We start from the raw sequence: 22,428 nt of genomic DNA, 5'->3' as shown, positions 1-22,428 counted from the left end.
GCGGGAAGGGAATCTGCGGGGAGCCGGCCGGTGGAGACACCGGAACCCCGAAACGCCTTTCCGCGGCGATGAGCTGAAGCCTTGCCCGGCTTCGGCTCGCTTTGTCTGCCTTGGCTTGGATGGGAGATCCCAACCGCACTGCCGGCAATGAAGGTGTGCCTCTTCAGTAACCCCGATCTATGGACGATCGGCAGACACCAGAAAGGCCCGCACCGTCGTTGCTTCAAGACGTCCTCGATCAGGTGGTTGGCCACTTGACCGACCGGGCTCGTTACTTCCCGGGTACCGTCCCGACTGTCCTCGCCATTCGAGGGGCCGGGGGACGCCCACAGGCACGTGCGACTTTGGGCAAGCGCGATATAGGTACATCGTCCGTCACAATCAATTAAATTCTTCGCCTGCCTTGAAAAAACACCGGCATCGAACAATCCTGTCATCATCGTTTCATGCATGGAGACGATGGCTGCCCCGCTTGTCCCGCTGAAGGAAGATCCATGGATACGCTGACCCGCATGCGCGCATTCATAGATGTGGTGGAAGCGGAGGGTTTTTCGGCCGCGGCACGGAAGATTGGCCGCTCCAAGGCGCTGCTTTCCAAATATGTGCGGGAGCTGGAGGACGAGCTGGGCGCGCTTCTGCTCAACCGCACCACGCGCCAGTTCTCGCTGACCGAGGCGGGGCACACCTATTACAAGCGGGCCTCCGAGATCGTGCGCGAGATCGACAGCCTCGCTGATTCGGTGCGCGAATCATCGGGCGACGTGCGTGGCCGCATCAAGCTCTCGGCCCCCCGCACCCTGGCCGACGCACCGATCGGCCAGTCGCTGATCGATTTCGCCAAGGCGCATCCCGACATCGTGCTGGAGATCAATCTCGACGACCGCTTCGTCGATCTGGTCGAGGAGGGTTTCGACCTTGCCATCCGCATTTCGCGGCTGGAAAGCTCGTCGCTCATCGCCCGCAAGCTGGCGCCGTTTTCGGTGCGCGTCTGCGGCGCGCCGGACCTGATCGCCAGGTACGGCACGCCGACCCGGCCGCAGGACCTTGCCGGCATGCCCTGCATCGTCGACACCAACGGCCGCTGGCTTGCCAACTGGCCGTTCAAGGGCGAAAGCGGCGACACCATCAGCGTGACCGTCTCCGGCCCCATCGAGGTGAACAGCCCGATCGCCGCCCGCGCCGCCGCCGTCTCCGGGCTCGGCTTTGCCGGCCTGCCCGACTTCATCGCCGCCCCGGAGATCGCCGCCGGGCGGCTGGTGCCGGTTCTGGACGACAGGGCCCTCGAGGGTGGCGGCATCTTCGCGGTCTATCCGCACCGCCGCTACCTGCCGGCCAAGGTGCGGGTCTTCGTCGACTATCTGGCCAACTGGTTCAAGGCCCGCGAAACCTCGTGACAATGGCGGTCCGGTCCCATTTTCGCCCCGTTTGTGATAATCCTCGGGCACGCGGCGCAAGCACGGGAACCATGACGATAAAGAAGCCCTTCAAACACACGGTGCTGAAGGCCGGGGTGGCATTGTCCACACTGCTGGCCTGCACCGTCCCGGCAAGCGTGCATCCGCATGTGTTCGCCGAAGCGCGCCTCGACGTGGTGCTCGGTTCCGACCATCAGACAGTGACGGCGCTGCGCCATCTGTGGCGCTTCGACGACCTGTTCTCCTCGACCGTGCTGATGGAGTTCGACGCCAATGCCGACCTCAAGCTCGACGATGCCGAGCTGCAGGAGGTGGCCAGCACCATCCACGCGTCGCTGGCGGAGTTCAACTATTTCCAGCTCGTCACCGTGGACGGCAAGGACGTCAAGATGAAAGCGCCGGCCAGCATCATGGCCAATTTCGAGAACAACCAGCTCATCATCCTGTTCGAATCGCAGCCGGAAACGCCGATCAGGCTCGCCGGCGATATTCGCCTCGGCGTCTACGACCCCACTTTCTATACGGCCATCGACTTCACCGAAGACGCCAACATGGCGGTGGAGGGCCTGCCGCCCTCCTGCACGCGCACGATCATCCGGCCCGATCCCGACACCGCTCTGGCCGAAAACCAGCAGACCCTGACCGAGGCCTTCTTCAACGACCCGGCGGGCACCGACATGAGCAAGATCTTCGCCACCAAGCTCGAACTGAAATGTCAGGCATGAGGACCGCCCCGTGAACAAGACCTTCGTGCGCACGACGCTCGCTTTCCTGACCCTTGCCTACGTGGTGGCCCATTTCGCCGGTCACGCCCATGCCCAGAGCTCGCTCGGCATCGGCACCAACGACGCCATCGTGCCCTCGAGCGGCCTGTTTTCCAGCCTGATGATCTGGATCAACCAGCACCAGCAGGCCTTCTACCGCTCCCTGTCCACCGCCATGAAGGCGCTGCGCGACGACGGCGGCCAGGTCTGGCTGCTGGTCGGCCTGTCCTTCGCCTATGGCGTGTTCCATGCCGCCGGGCCGGGCCACGGCAAGGCGGTCATCTCCTCCTACATGCTGGCCAACGAGGTGGCGCTGCGCCGTGGCGTCATGCTCTCCTTCGTCTCCGCCTTCCTGCAGGCGGCCACCGCCATCGCGGTCATGCTGCTCGCCTATTTCGTGCTGCGCGGTACGTCCGTGTCGATGACCAACGCCGCGCACTTCCTCGAAATCGCCAGCTATGTCTTCGTCACCGGCTTCGGCGCCTGGCTGTTGTGGAAGAAGGCCGGACCGCTGGTGAAGCGGCTCGCCGGCGCCGCTCCCGCGCACAGCCTGTCAGCCGCGCATGCATCCCATGCGCATCACGATCATGATCATCACGACGGACATTGCGGCCACGATCATCATCATGGCCACCATCACGACCATGCCAATCACCATGAGGACGGCGCCGTGTGCTCGACTTGCGGCCACTCGCACGCGCCCGATCCCACGCTGCTCTCGTCCGAGCGCTTCGACTGGCGCACGGCATGGTCGGCCGTCGCCGCCGTCGGCCTCAGGCCCTGCTCCGGCGCGCTGATCGTGCTGTCCTTCGCCCTGCTGAACGGCCTGTGGCTGGCCGGCATCCTGTCGGTTCTGGCCATGGCGCTCGGCACGGCGATCACCGTCTCGGCGCTGGCGGTGCTGGCCGTCACGGCCAAGAACTGGGCGGTGATGCTGGCCGGCGGCGGCAGGCTCGGCAACCGCATCCACACCGCCATCGAGATCGGCGCCGCCGCCTTCATCTTCCTCGTCGGCCTGACGCTGCTGTCGGCAAGCCTCAGCGTATAGCTAGTTTTTGTTGCGGCTGCGGGAGCGCAGCCAGAAGAACACGAACGGTGCCAGCAGCACCAGCGCGACGACCAGCGCGCCAAGCACCGGCGAGATCTTGCCGACCGCCAGCATGATGGTCGGCACGAAATAGAGGAACACGCAAAAGACCCCCAGGATCAGGAAGGTGGCGAGCGCCGTCTGTCTGGTTTCGCGGTCCATCGTCGTTCCTCGGCTGGCCGGCGGCCCTCGGGCCGCCCGTCTCAATGATAGTGACGATGCTTTGCCACGTCCGGCTGCGAATGGCCATGGTGTCCGTCATGATCGCCCTCGCCGTCGGCGCAGCGGTCGAACTCGGTCTCGACCGTCGCGTGCTCCACGCCATGCTCCGCCGCAAGGCGGGCCTTGATGGCGGCGACGACCGGAGATGCCTCGACGCCCTCGTCGAGGCAGGCGTGCAGCGTCGCCATATGCCTGGAACCGTCCAGCGACCACAGATGCACGTGATGCACCTCGCGCAGGCCGGCGACATTGGCCCTGAGGTCGGCCGCGATCGCATCGCGGTCGAGCGTGTCCGGCGTGCCTTCCAGAAGCAGGTGCGCCGCCTCGCGCATCAGCCGCCACGCCGTCGACAGGATGATGACCGCGACCAGCACCGACAGGATCGGATCGATCGGGTTCCAGCCGGTGGCAAGGATGATCAGCGCCGCCGCGATCGCCGCGACCGAGCCAAGCAGATCGCCCACCACATGCAGGATCGCGCCGCGCATGTTGAGGCTTTCGCGGTCGCCGCCGTGCAGGATCAGGAAGCCGGCGATATTCACCAGCAGGCCGAGCGTGGCGATGACCAGCATCGGCGCGCCAAGCACCGGCGGCGGCTCCAGGAAGCGCTGCCATGCCTCGTAGACGATCCATATCGCGATGACGAAAATGGCGATGCCGTTGGTGTAGGCGACCAGCGTCTTGACCCGCCCGAAGCCGTAGGACATCCGGCTGGTGGCCGGCCGCTCGGCCAGATGGAAGGCATACCAGGCTAGGCTGAGCGCCAGCGTGTCGGTGAGCATGTGACCGGCATCGGCCAGCAGCGCCAGCGAGTTGGTGAACAGGCCGCCCAGCGCTTCGGCCACCATGAAACCGCCGGTGAGGCAGGCCGCGAACATGACCCGGCGCTTGTCGGTGGAGCCGTGCACATGCGCGCCGCCCCCGCCATGTCCATGGGCACCATGATCATGCGGTGCGTGGTCGGGTCCGTCATGGTCATGCGAATGGGCCATGCCAAGCAGCCTTTCAGGCGCCGAAGGCGGCGCGAAACTCTTCCAGCCTTTTCACCTGCCTGCCTTCCGCGTCGAAATTCGACGGGTCGAGCCAGGTCTCATAGGCCCTTTTCAATGCGGGCCATTCCTTGTCGATGATCGAATACCATGCCGTGTCGCGATTTGCGCCCTTCACCACCATGTGCTGGCGGAAAAGGCCCTCGAAGCGGAAGCCGAAGCGTTCCGCCGCGCGCTTGGAGGGCGCGTTGGCGTCGTTGCACTTCCATTCATAGCGGCGATAACCCAGTTCATCGAGCACATAGGCCGCGAACAGGAACTGCGCCTCGGTGGCGGCCGGCTTGCGCGATATCAGCGGCCCCCAATAGATGTTGCCGATCTCGGCGACGCCATTGGCCGGATCGATGCGCATCAGCGTCTGGCGCCCGGCCACCTTGCCGCTGGCCTTGTCGATGACCGTAAAGAACAGCGGATCGGGGCTCGCCTCGACCTTGTCCAGCCATGGCTGGAAGGCGGCGCGATCCGGCGGCGGCACATCCGGCAGCCAGGCAAAGCGCGAACCGGCATCCGGCACCGACGAGGCCTCGAACAGGCCATCGCCATGGCGTCCTGCATCCAGCGGCTCCAGCCGCACGAACCTGCCTTCGAAAACCTTGCGCTCGGGGCGCGGTCTGGCCTGCCAGTCGGTCAGGTCTTCAGCCATGGTCACTCTCCCTCCGGATTTGCCGTACAAGGCTCACAGGAAAGCGCCCGGTCGGTAAGAACCAGCGAAGCGGGAGAAATGTTCCAAGCTGGCGCTTCATCCTCTGCCGACAAAAGGCATCTTGGCCGCCATCACCGTCATGAACAGCACATTGGCATCGAGCGGCAGGCCGGCCATGTAGACGACCGCCTCCGCCACCCGCTCGACATCCATCACCGCCTCGACCGCAACGCTGCCGTCGGCCTGCTGGATGCCGGCCGCCATGGGGGCTGCCATTTCGGTCATGGCGTTGCCGATGTCGATCTGGCCGCAGGCGATGTCGAACGGCCGGCCGTCGAGCGCCAGCGTCCTGGTAAGCCCGGTGATCGCATGCTTGGTGGTGGTGTAGGGCACCGAGCCCGGACGCGGTGCATGAGCCGAGATCGACCCGTTGTTGATGATGCGCCCGCCCATCGGGCTTTGCCGGCGCATGGCGCCGAACGCGGCCCGGGCGCACAGGAAGGAACCGGTGAGGTTGACGCCCACCACCTCGTTCCAGCTCTCGACCGGAATCTCATCGATGGGGGCAGCCTTGCAGCCCATGCCGGCATTGTTGAAGAGCAGATCGACCCGCCCGAACATCTCGATGGCGACGGCGAACAGGTCCTCCACCTGCTCCGGCACGGTCACGTCGCAGGAAACCGCCAGACCCTTCGCCTCGGTGCCGGTAACCTCACGCACCGCCGCGTCCAGCGGCTCCTTGCGGCGGCCGCAGAACACCGTGTTCCAGCCGTCGCGCAACAAAGCCTGCGCCACGCTCCTGCCGATGCCGGAGCCTGCGCCGGTAACGATTGCCGTTCCCTTGATTGCCATGCCTCTTCCTCCATACCCGCCCAGCGATTGCAGAACCGGGCATCCAAGGCAAGCATACAAAAAGGGCGGTCATTCGCGACCGCCCCAATTTGCGTACAGCGCCCGGGAGGAGGAAGGCGCCGCGCCTGGATGGAATGCTGCGCCCATAAGGTTAACAAGACTTTAACGGGCTTGGCGCCTTACCAGGGCGAACCGGGAACCGGTGCCGGCTGCGGCGCGCCGGACGACGTGACCGTCGCCTCGACATGATCGACGAGCTGGTCGGGCAGACCGAGCCGGCCCGCCAGAAGGTCGAGATAGCCGCGCTCGGCGCGGGTGTCGGCGTTGATGGCAAGGCGCGAGGCGGTGTAAAGCTCCACCTTCTGCGCTTCCGTCCTGGCCGTGGCGACCAGCGCGTCGAGGTCGAGCGGCGATTCCAGTTCCGCCTTCAGGAAAGCCTCAGCCTCGGCATCCAGCCCCGAAAGGCTGAGCTTCTCGCCGATGCGGCGCTTCTCCTCGTCATCGATCTTGCCGTCCGCCTTTGCGGCGGCGATCATGGCGCGCACCAGCGTCAAGGCGAATTCGGCCTCGCCCTGCGGCGCCTGCGAGGGATGGAACTCGGTATCGGCCGGCGGCGGCAGCAGCACCTGCTCGTCCGTCGACGCGGTTTCAGCCGGCTTCTTGCCGTTCTGGTAGTTCTGATAGGCCTTGTAGGCGAGACCGCCGATGGCGGCCAGCCCGCCCAGCTTGAGCGCCGCGCCTCCAACCTTGCGGCCGGGTTCCGTGCCCAGAAGAACGGCCGCGATCGCGCCGGCCGCCAGGGGATTGTCCTTGGCCATCTGGATCGCCTGTCCGGCCTTGTCGCGCACCGTTCCGGTGGTTCCGGGCACCTGCGAACCGAGCAGGTCGTCGAGAAGCTTCTTGGGATCGAACATCGGCACCTCCGCTAGAACAATTCCAGGAAAAGGTGGAAACCGGTTTCCTGTCGGGGACAGGTAGGGCGGCGACCTTGTCATTACAATGACGCCGCGCGTCGAGCCCGAATAAAAGAGCGGCGGATCAGCTTCCGATATGTTCCCTGCCGCGGCGGGCGGCCAGTTCCACCTGGCGCTGGCGCTCGGCATAGCGCGCCCGGTCTGCGTCGGTGCGGCTGTCATGGCAGTAATCGCAGGAGATGCCGGGGCTGAATTTCGGCGAGGCGCGTTCGGCCGGCGTCAGCGGATGCCGGCAGGCGCGGCACAGTTCCGCCTCGCCTTCCTCCAGCCCGTGCGTGACCGACACGCGCTCGTCGAAGACGAAGCACTCGCCTTCCCACAGGCTCCGGTCGGCCGGCACCTCCTCCAGATATTTGAGAATGCCGCCCTTGAGGTGGAATACCTCGTCGAACCCGAGCGATTTCACGAAGGCGGTCGCCTTCTCGCAGCGGATGCCACCGGTGCAGAACATGGCGATCTTGCGGTTTTCCAGTTCGCCCCTGTGCCCGTCCACCCATTCGGGGAATTCACGGAACGTGGCGGTGCGCGGATCGACCGCGCCCTTGAAGGTGCCGAGCGCCACTTCGTAGTCGTTGCGCGTGTCGATGACGATGGTATCGGGGTCCGAGATCAGCTCGTTCCATTCGGACGGCATGACATAGGTGCCGACACTCTCCAGAGGATCGATGCCCTCGACGCCCATGGTCACGATCTCGCGCTTCAGCCGCACCTTCATGCGGTGGAAGGGCATTTCGGCCGCCTGGCTGTATTTGACGTCGATCCCGGCCAGCTCGGGCTGGGCGTCCAGATACGCGACCAGTTCGGCAACCGCCGTCTCGCTGCCGGCGACCGTGCCGTTGATGCCTTCGTGCGCCAGAAGCAGCGTGCCCTTGATGCCATGCCCGCAGCAGAAGGCGGCCAGCGGCGCGCGCAGTTCCTCGAACCGCTCCAGCCGGCAGAAGCGGTAGAGGGCGGCAACGCGGAAGGGCTCCGGAGCGGGGTTTTCGTTCATGGCTCCGGGCCTAGCGCTTCCCGATCGTGGATTCAAGATGCCTGCACGCAAAGCGAAAGGCACGCAATTGCCATGCGTTTCCGGCGTTCGAGGCCCGGGATAACGGATTTCGGCCGGCTTTTTATGCCCGCTCTGCGAACCCGGCTGAAACTGGCTCCCGTCAACGGAGTTTCCAAGGGGGAGCCAGAGCCGATGTTCAGCGATGCCGTCATTCGCGAAGCACATGCCGCCGCCGGGCCGGCGGGGATCGAACCCGCCGCGCTGCTTGCCGTGATGGAAGTGGAGAGCGGCGGGCGTCTGTTCGCCACCGTCAACGGACGCAGCGAACCGCTGATCCGTTTCGAGGGCCACTATTTCGACCGCCGCCTGACCGGCAAAAAGCAGGCCCGCGCCCGCGAACTCGGCCTTGCGGCCCCGGCAGCGGGCGCGGTCGCCAATCCCTCGACCCAGGCCGGACGCTGGGCCTTGCTGGGCAGGGCGACGGAGATCGACGCCAAGGCGGCCTATGAATCCACTTCCTGGGGCATCGGGCAGGTGATGGGCGCGCACTGGCTGTGGCTCGGCTATCCCAATGTGCAGACCCTGGTGGCCGAGGCGCGTTCCGGCGCGGCCGGCCAGATCCGGCTGATGGTGCGCTACATCGACAAGGCCGGGCTGGCCAGATCGGTCAACGCCCATGACTGGCCGGCCTTTGCGCGCGGCTACAACGGCCCCGACTACGCCCGGAACGGCTATGACAGGAAACTTGCCGCCGCCTACCAGCGCCATGCAGCCGCAGCGAAGGCTTCCTCCATGGGCCCTCTGCTTCGGCTCGGCTCCCGAGGCGATGCAGTTGCCGAATTGCAACGCCGCCTCACCCGGCTCGGCTATCCCTTGCAGGCGGACGGCCTGTTCGGCCGGGCAACACAGGCGGCTCTGCGCAACTTCCAGAGGGATCGTGGCCTCGTCCCGGATGGTATAGCCGGCCCGCAAACCCATGCCGCGCTGGCAAAGGCCGACGCCGGCCTGCTGCCGCGATGGTGGCGCAGGGTGAAGGCCGGCATTGCCGGGCTTTTTCGTCGCACCTGACCTCGTCGCTCACATGGACTTGCCAAATTGCCTGTGTTAAATCGGTTGAATTACCGGTTCAGTGAAAGATTGCCATGTTGAACAAGTCCGAAAAGCTGGTTTCCCTGCTCGGCGGCCAGCCTGTGATCCCCGTGCTCAAGATCGCCGACGCCAAACAGGCAGTGCCGCTGGCCCGGGCGCTGGCGCGAGGCGGCCTGCCGGCCATCGAGATCACGCTGCGGACTGCCGACGCGCTGGAAGCGATCCGCCGCGTCGCCGGCGAGGTCGAGGAGGCCATCGTCGGCGCCGGCACCATCCTCGATCCGGCGCAATATGACGCCGCAGCCACGGCAGGATCGCGCTTCATCGTCAGCCCCGGCATCACCAAGGAATTGCTGAAAGCATCGGCCGACAGCGACGTGCCCTTCCTGCCCGGCGCGATCACCCCGGGCGAGATCATGGCCGGCAGGCAGGCCGGGCTGACCTTCCTGAAATTCTTCCCCGCCGAACAGGCCGGCGGCGCCGCGTTCCTCAAGGCGCTGGCTTCACCCATCGCCGACGTGAAATTCTGCCCCACCGGCGGCGTCAGCGCCGTCAATGCCCGCAGCTATCTCGACCTGCCGAACGTGATTTGCGTTGGTGGCTCATGGGTCGCCCCGGACGATCTCGTCAAGGCAGGCGACTGGGGCCGCATCGAGGAACTGGCGCGCGAGGCGGCGGGGTTGCGCAAGCCAGCGTAGAAAGCCGGCCTGCATGAAAAAAAGCGCCTGCGGGCAGGCGCTTTTTGGATCGATCCCGGCACCGGGCCGCTTTCGGTGTCAGCCCGAAACCTCAGTTCACCTTGGGCTCGAAGCGGGCCACGGAGAGGAAGTTCACCGCCGTTCCGGTGAACTGGTTGGCCTTGGCCATCTCGTTGCGGGCCTTGAAGCCGGTCGTATAGACCTCGGTCGGTGCCGTGCGAACCAGATTGTAGGCATAGCGCGGTGCCGTGGCGGCGTTCGAGGCCTTCACCACATACTCGCCGGAATTGAGCGCCCAGCGCGCAAGCTGCGGCTCTGCGGAGACGACGACGGCCTTCGGATCGGGCTTGGCGGCGCCGGCGGTCGGGCGGGCGTCCTTGCGCGTCGTCTTCACCGATCCGCCGATGGCGCCGGCCGGATCGGCCGGCTGCTCGATAGCCGCCGCGCGCGGCGAAGCGGTGACGGCGTCGATACCGGTGGGGTCGACGAAAGCCGAGCGCGGCGACGGTACCGCCGCCACCTGATACTCGCCGGCATCGGCCTGTTCCAGCAATGCCTTGACCTCGTCGTTCGGACGGGCGGTGGGCACCACGGCAAGATTGTCCGCACCCGGGCGCATCTCGTCGGCGGCCAGCGCCAGCAGCGCCGGCGCATCCTCGGTCGCGGCCTCAGGCTTCAGGGCCTGCTCCGGCCGGAAGCTCGGCACCGGGATCACGGCTGGACCCTCATTGGCAGCGACCTGCGGGGCCGGCTCGCCACTGGCCTGGCCGAACGGCACATTGTCCGGCGTCGGGCTCAGGGCCGCCGTCTGCACGGGGCTGACATCGGCTGCGCCGAACGGAACCGTGTCAGGCGTCTCGACGCCCACCTCGGCCTTGGGTCGCGGCGCGGCACCCGGCAGCGGAATGCTTCTGGCAGGCAGGGCCGCGATAATGGTCTCCGGCGTCTCCTGCGGCTCGTCGGCCATTTGCGGCAGCTCGGCGCGGTTGGCCTGGTCGGGCGACAGGACGGCGATGCCCGGCAGCGTCTCCTGTCCGCCGGAAGCCGGCTTCTTCGCAGCCGTCGCAACCGGCTTCTTCGGCGCCGGTGCGGCCGCCACGGCCACGCCGTTATCCTCTTCCTCGTCGGCGCCGCCGCCGAAGAGAGCCGCGAGCAGGCCGCCGGACTTGCCGGTCGACTTGGGCGAACCGGCCAGCGCGATGGCGGGCGAGCCGGCGGCGCTGCGCGCCTTGTAGGCGGCCAGCGCCTGCTCATAGCCCGGCAGCGGCTTGCCGTCGCTCGGCACATGCAGCGTCTTGCCGTCGGGGAACACGCGCGCCAATTCCTTGCGGCTGATGCCCGGCCAGTGGCGGACATTGCCGACGTCCATGTGGACGAAGGGCGAGCCGGAGGTCGGATAGTAGCCGACGCCGCCGCCCTGCATCTTGAGGCCGATGTCGCGCAGCTTCTTCAGCGGCACGCCGGGAATGAAGAAGTCCATCGCCTTGCCGAGCATGTGCTGGCTCTTCTTGGCGACGCCGCGGCTGCGGCCGCGCAGCATGGAATTGGTGGCCGGCGAACGATAGGCGCTGACGACGTGGATATAGTCGCGCGAGCCGCTCGCCCGATAGGCTTCCCACACCAGGTCGAGCAGGCGCGGGTCCATCTTGGTGGGCTCGTTGCGGCGCCAGTCGCGCAAGAAGACGTTGAGCTTCTTCAGTCCGGCCTGATCGTAGCGGCCGTTGCGCTTGAACACGATCTCCGCCTTCTCCTTGGTGTGGAGATTGTGGAGCTTGAGCGCCCTCACCTCCGCCTGCGCGGCGGTGGCGGAAACCGAATAGAAACCGAAAGCGCATACCGCTGCCACCAGCCATTTGGTGAAGCTGCCGCAGGGATGCCGACCGATTTTATGCCGTTCGCTTCTGTTCAAATCAAAAGGCCTTGCAGGCTGCCGTTTGTCCCCGGATTTGAGCAAACGGATATGGATTAACCAAACCCGAATATCAATCCTAATGGTTAATCAACGCTTATTGAAGGCCAAATGCGGTGACACCGTGGCAGGATCTGGGCCAAATGCACAGAAGGTCCGTCATGGTAAACGAGAAATTTATGAAACGTTAACAGCTTCTTGCCGGGGATCGCTAAGTCTGCGACTCATCATCGGCTGCGCCGCGTACGGCGTCGGGGTCAATGCCATATTCCCTGAGCTTGCGGTAAAGCGTCGAGCGGCCGATGCCGAGACGGCGCGCCACTTCGCTCATGCGGCCATTGTAATGGTCGATGGCGAATCGGATCATTTCCAGTTCGACGACGGCCAGCGCCCGCACATCGCCGCGCTCGTCGAGCATCGGCAGCAGGCCAGGCCGCAGCTTCGGCGGCGGGCCTTCCGGGGCTGCCTGCGCTTCGGGCTGGCGGGGCCTGGCGACGGCCGGATCGGCAGCAGGCGCCCGGCCGCGATCGAGATCGACGGTGCCCTCCACCAGTGCCCGGATCTGCGGGAACTCCTCCTCGGTCAGCGTCTCGCCTTCGCACAGCACGGCGGCGCGGAACACGGCGTTTTCGAGCTGCCTGATATTGCCCGGCCAGTCATAGGCCTCGAGCAGCGCAAGGGCACGGTCCGATATGGCGCGCGGCGGCCTGCTCACCACCACGCTGTGCATGAAATGCCGCACCAGCAGCGGGATGTCCTCGCGGCGTTCGCGCAGCGGCGGCACGAAGATCGGGAAGACGTTGAGCCGGTAGAACAAATCCTCCCGGAACCGGCCGTCCTTCACCTGCTGGATCAGGTCGCGATGGGTGGCCGAGATCAGCCTGATGTCCACCTTCACCGTCTGGCGCCCGCCGACCGGATCGACCTCGCCTTCCTGCACGGCGCGTAGCAGCTTCACCTGCACGTCGAGCGGCAGGTCGCCGATCTCGTCGAGGAACAGGGTGCCGCCATGCGCCTCCACGAACTTGCCGGTATGGCGCTCGGTGGCGCCGGTAAACGCCCCCTTCTCATGGCCGAACAGGATCGATTCCACCAGATTCTCGGGAATCGCGCCGCAATTGACGGTGACGAAGGGCCTGGTGCGGCGGTCGCTGCTGCCCTGAATGGCGCGCGCCACCATCTCCTTGCCGACGCCGGACTCGCCCTCGATCAGGATCGGGATGCGCGAGGCCGCCGCCTTCTGGCCGAGCCGCACCACGCGCTCCATCGCCGGGCTGCGGGTCAACAGGTCCCGGAAAGTGAGCACCCCGCCCCGCCTTGCCGCGCGCCGGGTCGCGCCCTCCGCGGCGCCGACCTTCAGGGCCCCGTCGATCGCCGCCCGAAGACGCTCCGGCGATGCCGGCTTGACCACGAAATCGAAGGCACCGTGGCGCATCGCCTGCACCACCGTCTCGATGCCGCCCTGCGCCGTCTGCACGATGACCGGCACGCGGATGTCGCGCTCGCGCATCGCCTTGAGCACGCCGATCCCGTCGAGGCCCGGCATCACCAGGTCGAGGATGGCGACCGAGATATCGCCCGGCCCCTCCAGCGCTTCGAGGCCGGCCTCGCCGCCATCGGTGACGACGGCCCTGTGGCCGAATTTCGAGACGGCCGCCTCCAGCAGCCTGCGCTGGACCGGATCGTCATCGACTATGAGCACGGAACCTGACATCAATGCCCGAACACCCGCCGAATTTTTCCCCTATGGATCAACTTGGCACAGGGTTCTAAATAAGGTTTCAAAAAAGCCGGTGAATGAATTGTTTCGCATTTGACCGGCTTTGACCCGCACCGAACCACCAGTCTCGAAAGGTTTCCCATGCCCCTCTTCCCGGACAGACAGTTTGCCGCGTCATCTGCCGCGCATGGCAAGGCAGAGCTCGGCGACCTGCCGGAGTGGAACCTGTCCGACCTCTATGCCGGCATCGACGCCCCCGAACTGAAGCATGACCTTGAAAAGGCGGCAAGGGATGCGGTGGCCTTCGAGGCGCGCTGGAAGGGCAAGCTCGCCGCCGAGGCCGGGCGCGGCAGCGAGGGCGGGCTGGACGCGGCCATGCGCGACTATGAGGCGCTGGAGGAACTGGTCGGCCGCATCGTCTCCTATGCCGGGCTGCTCTACACCGGCGACACCTCCGACCCGGTCCGCGCCAAGTTCTACGGCGACGTGCAGGAGAAGATGACCGATGCCGGCTCGCATCTCCTGTTCTTCGGGCTGGAATTGAACAAGATCGACGACGCCCTGATCGAGAAGGCACTGTCGGAAGATGCCGGCTTCGGCCGCTACCGGCCTTGGATCGAGGACCTGCGCAAGGAAAAGCCCTTCCAGCTCGAAGACCGCGTCGAGCAGCTTTTCCATGAAAAGTCCGTGACCGGGCGCGGCGCCTGGAACCGCCTGTTCGACGAGACCATGACGGCGCTGCGTTTCACCATCGATGGCGAGGAACTGACGCTGGAGCCGACGCTGAACCGGTTGCAGGACGCCAGCGGCGACGTGCGCCGCAAGGCGGCCGAGGCGCTTTCCGAGACCTTCGGCAAGAACATCCGCACCTTCAGCCTCATCACCAACACGCTGGCCAAGGACAAGGAAATCTCCGACCGCTGGCGCGGTTTCGAGGACATCGCCGATTCCCGCCACCTCGCCAACCGCGTGGAGCGCGAAGTGGTGGACGCGCTGGCGGCCGCCGTGCGCGAGGCCTATCCGCGTCTGTCGCATCGCTATTATGCCATGAAGGCGCGCTGGCTCGGCATGGAAGCCATGAACCACTGGGACCGCAACGCGCCGCTGCCCGAGACGCCGCAGGCGGTCATCGGCTGGGACGAGGCGAAGCGCACCGTGCTCGACGCCTATCACGGCTTCTCGCCGCAGATGGCCGACATCGCCAGCCGGTTCTTCGAGCGCAACTGGATCGACGCCCCGACGCGCCCCGGCAAGTCGCCGGGCGCCTTCGCCCACCCGACCGTGCCTTCCGTCCATCCCTATGTGCTGCTCAATTACATGGGCAAGCCGCGCGACGTGATGACCCTTGCCCATGAACTCGGCCACGGCGTGCATCAGGTGCTGGCCGGCGGACAGGGTGCGCTGATGGCCTCCACGCCGCTGACGCTGGCCGAAACCGCCTCCGTGTTCGGCGAGATGCTGACTTTCCGCTCGCTGCTCGACCGCACCTCCGACAAGCGCGAGCGCAAGGCCATGCTCGCCCAGAAGGTCGAGGACATGATCAACACGGTGGTGCGCCAGATCGCCTTCTACGAGTTCGAGCGCAAGGTGCACACCGAGCGCAAGAACGGCGAATTGACGTCCGAGCAGCTCGGCCGGTTCTGGCTGGAGGTGCAGGCCGAGAGCCTCGGCCCGGCGATCAGGCTGCGCGAGGGCTACGATACCTTCTGGGCCTACATCCCCCACTTCATCCACTCGCCCTTCTACGTGTACGCCTATGCCTTCGGCGATTGTCTGGTGAACTCGCTCTATGCCGTCTATCAGAACGCCGAAAGCGGCTTCCAGGAGAAGTATTTCGACATGCTGCGCGCCGGTGGCACCAAGCATCACTCGGAGCTGCTGAAGCCGTTCGGCCTCGACGCCACCGACCCCGGCTTCTGGCAGATCGGCCTCGGCGTCATCTCCTCGCTGATCGACGAGCTGGAGACGCTGGACAAGGCGACGGCCTGAAACCGGGTGCGACGTGTCCAGTCCTCCCTTCATCCTGTTCCGCAACGACCCGGACGGCAGCGAGATGCTGTTCGAGCGCCCGTCCGAGATCGTTGCGCCTTTCGAGCCCGGCGCATTCGAGAGCGCATGGGACAAGCTCCAGGCCGCGCATGAAGCCGGGAAATGGCTGGCCGGATATCTCTCCTACGAGGCCGGCTATCTGCTGGAACCGAAGCTGGTGCCGCTCCTGCCCGATGGCCGGCGCGCGCCGCTGTTGTGCATCGGCATCTTCGACGCGCCGCAGGAGCGGGACGTTCCCGCCCCCGCCCATGCACCGAGCAACGGGCCGATCTACGATGCACGGGCGAGCTGGTCGTTCGCCGACTACGAAAAGCGCTTTGCCCGCCTGCACCGGCACCTGCGCGAGGGCGACTGCTATCAGGGCAACCTGACCTTCCGCGTCGACGCGCAATGGTCGGGCGAGCCGCTGGCCGCCTTCGATGCGCTGACCGAACGCCAGCCGGTGCGCTATGGCGCGCTGGCCTCGCTGGGTTCAGGCCCTGTCGTGCTGTCGCGCTCGCCCGAACTGTTCTTCGAGGTCGACGCCGAGGGCTGGATCGAGACCCATCCGATGAAAGGGACCGCGCCGCGCGGCGCGACGCCGGCGGAAGACGAGCGGCTGAGGGAATTCCTGCGCACCGACGAGAAGAACCAGGCCGAGAACCGGATGATCGTCGACCTGCTGCGCAACGACATTTCGCTGATCTCGGAGGTCGGCTCGCTCGACGTGCCGGAACTGTTCCGCATCGAAAGCTACCCGACCGTCCACCAGATGGTGAGCCGGGTACGGGCGAAGCTCCTGCCCGACCTGTCGCTGCGCGGCATCTTCGCGGCCCTGTTCCCGTGCGGGTCGATCACCGGTGCGCCGAAGATCAGGGCGATGGAGGTGCTGCGCGACCTCGAGACCGGTCCGCGCGACGTCTATTGCGGCGCCATCGGCTGGGTCGCGCCGGGTGGAGAAATGCGCTTCTCCGTCGCCATCCGCACCATCTCGCTCTTTGCCGGCGGCGAGGCCGTCTACAATGTCGGCGGCGGCGTGGTGTTCGATTCCACGGCCGAGGAGGAGTATCGCGAATGCCTGCTGAAAGCCCGTTTCGCGACGGGGATGGTCCCGGCTTCAAGCTGATCGAGACGCTGCGCTGGGAGCCGGCGAGCGGCTTCCTGCGGCTGGAGCGGCATCTGGCACGCCTTGCCGCCTCGGCACGCGAACTCGGCTTCGCCTGCGACCCGGCTGAAACCGGACAGGCACTGCACCGGGCGGTTGCCGGGAAGGATGCGCCGCAGCGCATGCGCCTGCTTCTTGGACCTGACGGCGAGCTGGACGTGACGGCCCAGCCCTTCCAGCCGCTGCCAGACGGCACGGTCTGGAAGCTGCGGCTGGCCACAACGCGCCTCTCCTCCATCGACACGCTGTTGTGCCACAAGACGACACGTCGCGATCTCTACGACCGCGCCCGCGCCGAACATCCGGCGACCGAAGCGGACGAGGTGCTGCTCGCCAATGAACGCGGCGAGGTCTGCGAAGGCACCATCACCAGCCTGTTCGCCAATTTCGGCGACGGCGTGCTTGCCACCCCGCCGCTCGGCTGCGGCCTGCTGGCCGGCGTGCTGCGCGGCGAGCTGATCGATCAGGGCCGCGCCCTTGAAGCCGTCGTCACGCCCGAATCCCTGCGCTCGGCGCAGGCGCTGTTTGTCGGCAATTCGTTGCGTGGCCTCATTCGTGCCCGGCTGGTGCCCTGATTGCCGACCTTCCCGCTGCTTGCTATGCAAGTGTGGTGACAGAAGCACTATCGCCCTTGCCAGCGGAGCCGGCCTACACGCCCTATGACGGCTCGACCAGGCCCTTCACCATCGGGCTGAAGCCGCTCGACCTGGCGAAATGGATCGAGATCGACCGCCATTTCGAGTTCCAGATGGCCGAGAAGCGGCGCGTCTATGCCGAGCACGGTGCGCTGGCTTTCGTGGAGGAAGAAGGCACCGAGGCGGTGCAAGTCGAGGTGCTGGAGCTTCTGACCGCCCATTTGCGGGCATATTTCCCCGAGCGCTATCAGGACCATGACGGCCAACTCGCCGCCATCGGGCAACCGCCGCCTGAGCCCGGCCTTCCGCCGTTGAAAACCGCCTCCCTGCTCATTCAGGAAGACCTCATCGTGATGCGCAGGAGCGCCGATGGCTGGCGGCTGGTGGCCGGCGCGCTGTGCTTTCCGTCTTCCTGGTCGCTGCGCGAGAAGTTCGGCCGCACCATGCAGGACATCCACATTCCCGTGCCCGCCTTCGGCCCCGGCACCCGCACGGCCGGGCTCATCGAGCGCATTTTCGACAATCTGGCCGTCGAGCAGCCGGTGGAGCGTTTCAACTGGTCGATCCAGGCCGGCGACGCCCTTTACCATCCGTTGTCCGACCGGCAGCGCATCGACCGCTCCGGGCGGCGGCTGTCGCGTCTCGACGGCGACGATCTCGCCGCCAGCACCTTCATGCGGGTCGAGCGCCAGACCCTGCGCAAGCTGCCGGCAAGCGGCGACATCCTGTTCACCATCCGCATCTTCCTCGACCCGCTGGGCGTCCTGGAACGCCATGCGGATCGGGCGGTGCTTGCCGCGTCCTTCGCCGCCCAGCTTTCGGCGCTGGATCAGTCGCAGCTCGACTACAAGGGCCTGGCCGCCGACCGCGACCGGCTGGTGGCATTGCTTCACCATATGTCGAGATAGGCGGACCGGATCGCGGAACCGGCATTCGGCTTGCCGGTTTTCACTGGTATGTGACAGAAATCTGTGATTGTAGCGCCCACCTGCGGCAACGCCGCCGACCGTCACCCAACAGGGAGCATGCGAAGAATGGCGAATGCGAAATGGCCGGTTCACGGCGAGATCACCGGCCCCATCGTCATGATCGGCTTCGGTTCCATCGGGCGGGGGACGCTGCCGCTGATCGAACGTCATTTCCGCTTCGACAAGTCGCGCCTCACCGTGATCGATCCAAGCGACGCCAACCGCAAGCTACTGGACGAGCGCGGCATCGCCTTCGTGCAGAAGGCCGTCACCAACCAAAACTACAAGGAATTGCTGACGCCGCTGCTCACCGCGGGCGAAGGCCGGGGCTTTTGCGTCAACCTTTCCGTCGATACCGGCTCGGTCGACCTCATGCGGCTCTGCCGCGAACTCGGCGTGCTCTACGTCGATACGGTGATCGAGCCCTGGCTCGGCTTCTATTTCGACGACAAGGCCGACAATGCCTCGCGCACCAACTATGCGCTGCGCGAAACGCTGTTGAAGGAGAAGCGCAAGCGGCCGGGCGGCACCACTGCCGTCTCCACCTGCGGCGCCAATCCGGGCATGGTCTCCTGGCTGGTCAAGCAGGCGCTGGTCAACCTTGCCGGCGATCTCGGCCTCGACCTGCCGGAACCGCCGGCCCCGGGCGACCGCGAGGGCTGGGCCAGGCTGATGCGCGAGGCCGGCGTGAAGGGCATCCACATCGCCGAGCGCGACACCCAGCGGGCGAAGAAGCCGAAGCCGCTCGGCACCTTCTGGAACACCTGGTCGGTCGAGGGCTTCATCGCCGAGGGCCTCCAGCCGGCCGAGCTCGGTTGGGGCACGCATGAGAAATGGATGCCGAAGAACGCCCGCACCCACAAGAAGGGCTGCGGGGCGGCGATCTATCTCGACCAACCCGGCGGCAACACCCGCGTGCGAAGCTGGTGCCCGACGCCCGGCCCGCAATACGGCTTCCTCGTCACCCACAACGAGGCGATCTCGATCGCCGATTTCTTCACCCTGCGCGGCAAGAAGGGGGGCGGCAAGAAGGGCAAGGTGCACTACCGCCCGACCTGCCACTATGCCTACCATCCCTGCAATGATGCCGTGCTGTCGGTGCACGAGATGTTCGGCGCGGCCGGGCGCCCGCAGGACATACAGCACGTTCTGGAAGAGAACGAGCTGGTCGACGGCGTCGACGAACTCGGCGTGTTGCTCTACGGCCATGACAGGAACGCCTACTGGTACGGCTCGCAGCTTTCGCTGGCCGAGGCGCGCAAGCTGGCACCCTATCAGAACGCCACCGGCCTTCAGGTCAGCTCCGCCGTTCTGGCCGGCATGGTATGGGCGCTGGAGAACCCGGAGGCCGGCATCGTCGAGGCCGATGAAATGGACTACCGGCGTTGCCTCGATATCCAGTCGCCCTATCTCGGACCGGTGAACGGCTACTATACCGACTGGACCCCGCTGGAGAATCGCCCTGGCCTGTTTCCGGAAAACATCGACGCCAGGGACCCGTGGCAGTTCCGCAACATATTGGTGCGATAGCCGGCAAGTCCCCCTGCCCGCACAGCTTGCAATCGTGCCGAAATCGCGCGATTGAACAGAGGCGGATCGAGGAGAAGCGCAAGATGAACATTCCCCGTAAAGTCGTAACGGCCGGCATGGCCATGGTCGCGGCCGGCGCGCTTGCCGCCTGCACCACCAGCCCGCCGCCCCCGCCCGGCGCCGGCGGCGGCATGCGCAGCGGTGTCGAAGGCTCGTGGATCGATGCGCAGGGCACCGGCCTTTCGACCTTCACCGGCGGCGCCTTCCAGACCGTGGCCACGGATACCGGACAGAAGCTGTCCGACGGCAGCTACCGCATGACCGGCCCGAGTTCCGTCGAGATCACCGGCACCTCGCTGATCCGCCAATCGCCGATCAGCTTCAATTGCCTGATGGTCTCCACCAGCCAGCTCAACTGCACCAGCGCCACCGGCCAGAACTTCGTCCTGACGCGCCGGGCGTAGACCCGCACGAGATAGGGCATGCGGCGTATCGTCCGCCGCATGCAGGTGCGGCTAGACGCAGCATTGCATAGTTGCATCACGACGCTAGGTTCTGCGGCTCGTAGAGAAAGCGAGCGTATGACCAACACCGCACAGACCGCCGTCACCACCGTTACCCCTTCGGCAATGCAGGCCGGCCAGTCCGCCGCCCGCCCCGTCAAGGTCGGCGTCATGCTGCTCAATCTCGGCACGCCGGACGGCACCGAGTTCAAGCCGATGTGGCGCTATTTGCGGGAATTCCTGTCCGATCCGCGCATCGTCGAGCTGAACCGGCTGATCTGGTACCCGATCCTTTATGGTCTGGTGCTGACGGTCCGTCCGAAGAAATCCGGCGAAAACTACGCCCGCATCTGGAATCGCGAGCGCAACGAGTCGCCGCTCCACACCTTCACCCGCGCGCAGAGCGAGAAGCTGGCGGCGGCGCTGCGCGACCTGCCCGGCGTCACCGTCGACTGGGCCATGCGCTACGGCAACCCGTCCACGGGCAGCGTGGCCAAGAAGCTGGTCGAGCGCGGCTGCGACCGCATCGTGTCCTTCCCGCTCTACCCGCAATATTCGGCGACCACGACGGCGACCGCCAACGACCAGCTTTTCCGGGCCCTGATGAAGATGCGCCGCGCGCCGGCCGTGCGCAGCGTGCCGCCCTATTATGACGAGCCGGTCTATATCGAGGCGCTGGCCACATCGACCCGCAACCACCTCACCACGCTCGATTTCGAGCCGGAGATGATCCTCGCCTCCTACCACGGCATTCCGAAAGCCTTCTCCGACAGGGGCGATCCCTATCGCCGCCACTGCCTCGAAACCACGCGCCTGCTGCGCGAAAAGCTGGGCTGGGGCGAAGACAGGCTGATAACCACCTTCCAGTCCCGCTTCGGCGCGCAGGAATGGCTCCAGCCCTACACCGACGCAACGGTCGAGAAGCTGGCCAAGGACGGCATCAGGCGCATCGCCGTCATCAATCCGGGCTTTTCGTCCGATTGCATCGAGACGCTGGACGAAATCGGCCGCGAGGTTCGCGACGAGTTCATCCACGCCGGCGGCGAGAAGTTCAGCCACATCCCCTGCCTCAACGACAGCCCCGAGGGCATGGCGGTGATCGAAACGCTGGTGCGGCGCGAACTGGCCGGCTGGGCCTGAGGCCGTGCCAACCTGTTGAGCAAGCCCTGATTGTCACGCCACCGAAACACCCTTAAGGGTTAAGGTGGCGGATACAGTCGAGGGATAGAAGCCGATGCTTGCAGGATTCGATATCGTCATACCGGTTCTGGCGGTGCTGGTGCTTTTGGTGCTGTTCACCGGCATCAAGACCGTTGCGCAGGGCTATAACTACACCGTCGAGCGATTCGGCCGCTACACCCGCACCCTGACCCCCGGCCTCAACCTGATCATTCCCTTCGTCGACCGCATCGGCGCGAAGATGAACATGATGGAACAGGTGCTGGATGTCCCCACGCAGGAAATCATCACCCGCGACAACGCCATCGTCGCCGTGGACGGCGTCGCCTTCTATCAGGTGCTGAACGCCCCGCAGGCGGCCTATCAGGTGGCCGGGCTGCAAAACGCCATCCTCAACCTGACCATGACCAACATCCGCACGGTGATGGGCTCCATGGACCTCGACGAGCTGCTCTCCAACCGCGACACCATCAACGAGCGCCTGCTGCGCGTCGTCGACGAGGCCGCCCATCCGTGGGGCATCAAGGTCACCCGCGTCGAGATCAAGGACATCAACCCGCCGGCCAATCTGGTCGAATCCATGGCCCGCCAGATGATGGCCGAGCGTGACAAGCGCGCCCAGATCCTCGCCGCGGAGGGCCTCAAGCAGTCGCAGATCCTCGAGGCCGAGGGCCGGCGCGAAGCCGCCTTCCGCGATGCCGAGGCGCGCGAGCGCGCAGCCGAGGCCGAAGCGCGCGCCACCCAGGTCGTCTCGGAAGCCATCTCCAAGGGCGACCTTCAGGCGCTGAACTATTTCGTCGCCCAGAAATACACCGAGGCGCTGGCCAGGATCGGTTCTGCCACGAACTCCAAGGTCGTTCTGATGCCGATGGAGGCGTCGTCGCTGATCGGCACGCTGGGCGGTATCGGCGAGATCACCAAGGAAGTGTTCGGCAACGGTGGTTCCGCCAGCGCCGCGCGCCAGGCTGGCGGCCGCCCCCCGGTCGTGCGCCCGACCGACACTTGAG

21 protein-coding genes are annotated in these 22,428 nt (G+C 66.0%); 13 read left to right on the top strand and 8 right to left on the bottom strand.

All coding sequences use genetic code 11. The features are described 5' to 3' along the window. Nucleotides 1–494: 494 nt before the first annotated feature. From ABID37_RS09125 to ABID37_RS09115, 3 genes are all read left to right on the top strand, one after another. Nucleotides 495–1,394, top strand: coding sequence for a LysR family transcriptional regulator (locus tag ABID37_RS09125; protein ID WP_354193951.1), 900 nt, complete (start codon nt 495–497; stop codon nt 1,392–1,394). A gap of 71 nt (nt 1,395–1,465) precedes the next feature. Beyond that, nucleotides 1,466–2,140 carry a DUF1007 family protein gene (locus tag ABID37_RS09120; protein ID WP_354193950.1) on the top strand — a complete coding sequence of 225 codons (675 nt, stop codon included), beginning with the start codon at nt 1,466–1,468 and terminating at the stop codon, nt 2,138–2,140. 10 nt (nt 2,141–2,150) lie between these two features. Next, the gene (locus ABID37_RS09115) at nt 2,151–3,227 is read left to right on the top strand and encodes a nickel/cobalt transporter (RefSeq protein ID WP_447074056.1); all 1,077 of its coding nucleotides are present in this window, start codon (nt 2,151–2,153) and stop codon (nt 3,225–3,227) included. Here ABID37_RS09115 and ABID37_RS09110 read toward each other — a convergent pair whose 3' ends face one another. The 6 genes from ABID37_RS09110 to trhO all read right to left on the bottom strand — a co-directional run bounded on the left by ABID37_RS09110 (nt 3,228) and on the right by trhO (nt 7,997). Then, a complete protein-coding gene (locus ABID37_RS09110) occupies nt 3,228–3,428 on the bottom strand; it encodes a hypothetical protein (RefSeq protein ID WP_354193949.1) in 201 nt (66 codons plus the stop codon). Nucleotides 3,429–3,469: 41 nt separating this feature from the next. Further along, nucleotides 3,470–4,480, bottom strand: coding sequence for a cation diffusion facilitator family transporter (locus ABID37_RS09105; RefSeq protein WP_354193948.1), 1,011 nt, complete (start codon nt 4,478–4,480; stop codon nt 3,470–3,472). Between the two features lie 13 nt (nt 4,481–4,493). Further along, nucleotides 4,494–5,180: a GNAT family N-acetyltransferase gene (locus tag ABID37_RS09100; RefSeq protein WP_354193947.1), complete on the bottom strand. Its 687-nt coding sequence runs from the start codon at nt 5,178–5,180 to the stop codon at nt 4,494–4,496. 96 nt (nt 5,181–5,276) lie between these two features. Next, complete coding sequence (locus ABID37_RS09095) at nt 5,277–6,032, bottom strand: SDR family oxidoreductase (RefSeq protein ID WP_354193946.1); 756 nt, start codon at nt 6,030–6,032, stop codon at nt 5,277–5,279. 179 nt (nt 6,033–6,211) lie between these two features. Next, on the bottom strand, nt 6,212–6,946 hold the full coding sequence (locus tag ABID37_RS09090; RefSeq protein WP_354193945.1) for a tellurite resistance TerB family protein: 735 nt from the start codon (nt 6,944–6,946) through the stop codon (nt 6,212–6,214). A gap of 124 nt (nt 6,947–7,070) precedes the next feature. After that, complete coding sequence (gene trhO, locus ABID37_RS09085; protein WP_354193944.1) at nt 7,071–7,997, bottom strand: oxygen-dependent tRNA uridine(34) hydroxylase TrhO; 927 nt, start codon at nt 7,995–7,997, stop codon at nt 7,071–7,073. 192 nt (nt 7,998–8,189) lie between these two features. On the opposite strand from trhO, the gene ABID37_RS09080 reads away from it, so the two are divergent. Both ABID37_RS09080 and ABID37_RS09075 read left to right on the top strand, forming a co-directional pair. Continuing rightward, nucleotides 8,190–9,065, top strand: a complete 876-nt coding sequence (locus ABID37_RS09080) for an N-acetylmuramidase domain-containing protein (protein WP_354193943.1) — start codon at nt 8,190–8,192, stop codon at nt 9,063–9,065. A gap of 74 nt (nt 9,066–9,139) precedes the next feature. After that, the gene (locus ABID37_RS09075; protein ID WP_354193942.1) at nt 9,140–9,784 is read left to right on the top strand and encodes a 2-dehydro-3-deoxy-phosphogluconate aldolase; all 645 of its coding nucleotides are present in this window, start codon (nt 9,140–9,142) and stop codon (nt 9,782–9,784) included. A 91-nt stretch (nt 9,785–9,875) separates the two neighbouring features. On the opposite strand, the gene ABID37_RS09070 is transcribed toward ABID37_RS09075, so the two are convergent. Both ABID37_RS09070 and ABID37_RS09065 read right to left on the bottom strand, forming a co-directional pair. Beyond that, nucleotides 9,876–11,630: a peptidoglycan L,D-endopeptidase MepK gene (locus ABID37_RS09070; protein ID WP_354193941.1), complete on the bottom strand. Its 1,755-nt coding sequence runs from the start codon at nt 11,628–11,630 to the stop codon at nt 9,876–9,878. A 274-nt stretch (nt 11,631–11,904) separates the two neighbouring features. Next, nucleotides 11,905–13,407, bottom strand: a complete 1,503-nt coding sequence (locus ABID37_RS09065; RefSeq protein ID WP_354194284.1) for a sigma-54-dependent transcriptional regulator — start codon at nt 13,405–13,407, stop codon at nt 11,905–11,907. Between the two features lie 147 nt (nt 13,408–13,554). Here ABID37_RS09065 and ABID37_RS09060 point away from each other — a divergent pair, with 147 nt between their 5' ends. From ABID37_RS09060 to ABID37_RS09025, 8 genes are all read left to right on the top strand, one after another. Next, nucleotides 13,555–15,402 carry a M3 family oligoendopeptidase gene (locus ABID37_RS09060; RefSeq protein WP_354193940.1) on the top strand — a complete coding sequence of 616 codons (1,848 nt, stop codon included), beginning with the start codon at nt 13,555–13,557 and terminating at the stop codon, nt 15,400–15,402. 64 nt (nt 15,403–15,466) lie between these two features. Beyond that, nucleotides 15,467–16,567 (top strand): aminodeoxychorismate synthase component I, encoded by a 1,101-nt coding sequence (locus tag ABID37_RS09055; RefSeq protein WP_354194282.1) that lies wholly within the window; start codon nt 15,467–15,469, stop codon nt 16,565–16,567. Further along, a complete protein-coding gene (locus ABID37_RS09050; protein ID WP_354193939.1) occupies nt 16,516–17,181 on the top strand; it encodes an aminotransferase class IV family protein in 666 nt (221 codons plus the stop codon). The genes ABID37_RS09055 and ABID37_RS09050 overlap by 52 nt, the downstream gene beginning before the upstream one ends. 35 nt (nt 17,182–17,216) lie before the next feature. Beyond that, nucleotides 17,217–18,149, top strand: coding sequence for a heme-dependent oxidative N-demethylase family protein (locus ABID37_RS09045; RefSeq protein WP_354193938.1), 933 nt, complete (start codon nt 17,217–17,219; stop codon nt 18,147–18,149). Between the two features lie 126 nt (nt 18,150–18,275). After that, on the top strand, nt 18,276–19,739 hold the full coding sequence (locus tag ABID37_RS09040) for a homospermidine synthase (protein WP_354193937.1): 1,464 nt from the start codon (nt 18,276–18,278) through the stop codon (nt 19,737–19,739). A gap of 83 nt (nt 19,740–19,822) precedes the next feature. Further along, entirely contained in the window at nt 19,823–20,203 is a 381-nt protein-coding gene (omp10, locus tag ABID37_RS09035; RefSeq protein WP_354193936.1) for an outer membrane lipoprotein Omp10, read from the top strand. A gap of 165 nt (nt 20,204–20,368) precedes the next feature. After that, complete coding sequence (gene hemH, locus ABID37_RS09030; RefSeq protein ID WP_354194280.1) at nt 20,369–21,382, top strand: ferrochelatase; 1,014 nt, start codon at nt 20,369–20,371, stop codon at nt 21,380–21,382. A gap of 94 nt (nt 21,383–21,476) precedes the next feature. Continuing rightward, complete coding sequence (locus ABID37_RS09025) at nt 21,477–22,427, top strand: SPFH domain-containing protein (RefSeq protein ID WP_354193935.1); 951 nt, start codon at nt 21,477–21,479, stop codon at nt 22,425–22,427. Nucleotide 22,428 lies beyond the last annotated feature (1 nt).

The organism is Aquamicrobium terrae, from assembly GCF_040545735.1.
Classification (GTDB): Bacteria; Pseudomonadota; Alphaproteobacteria; order Rhizobiales; family Rhizobiaceae; genus Mesorhizobium; species Mesorhizobium terrae_A.
Note: the sequence above shows the minus strand (reverse complement) of the source record. Positions and strands in the feature narration are given on the sequence as shown.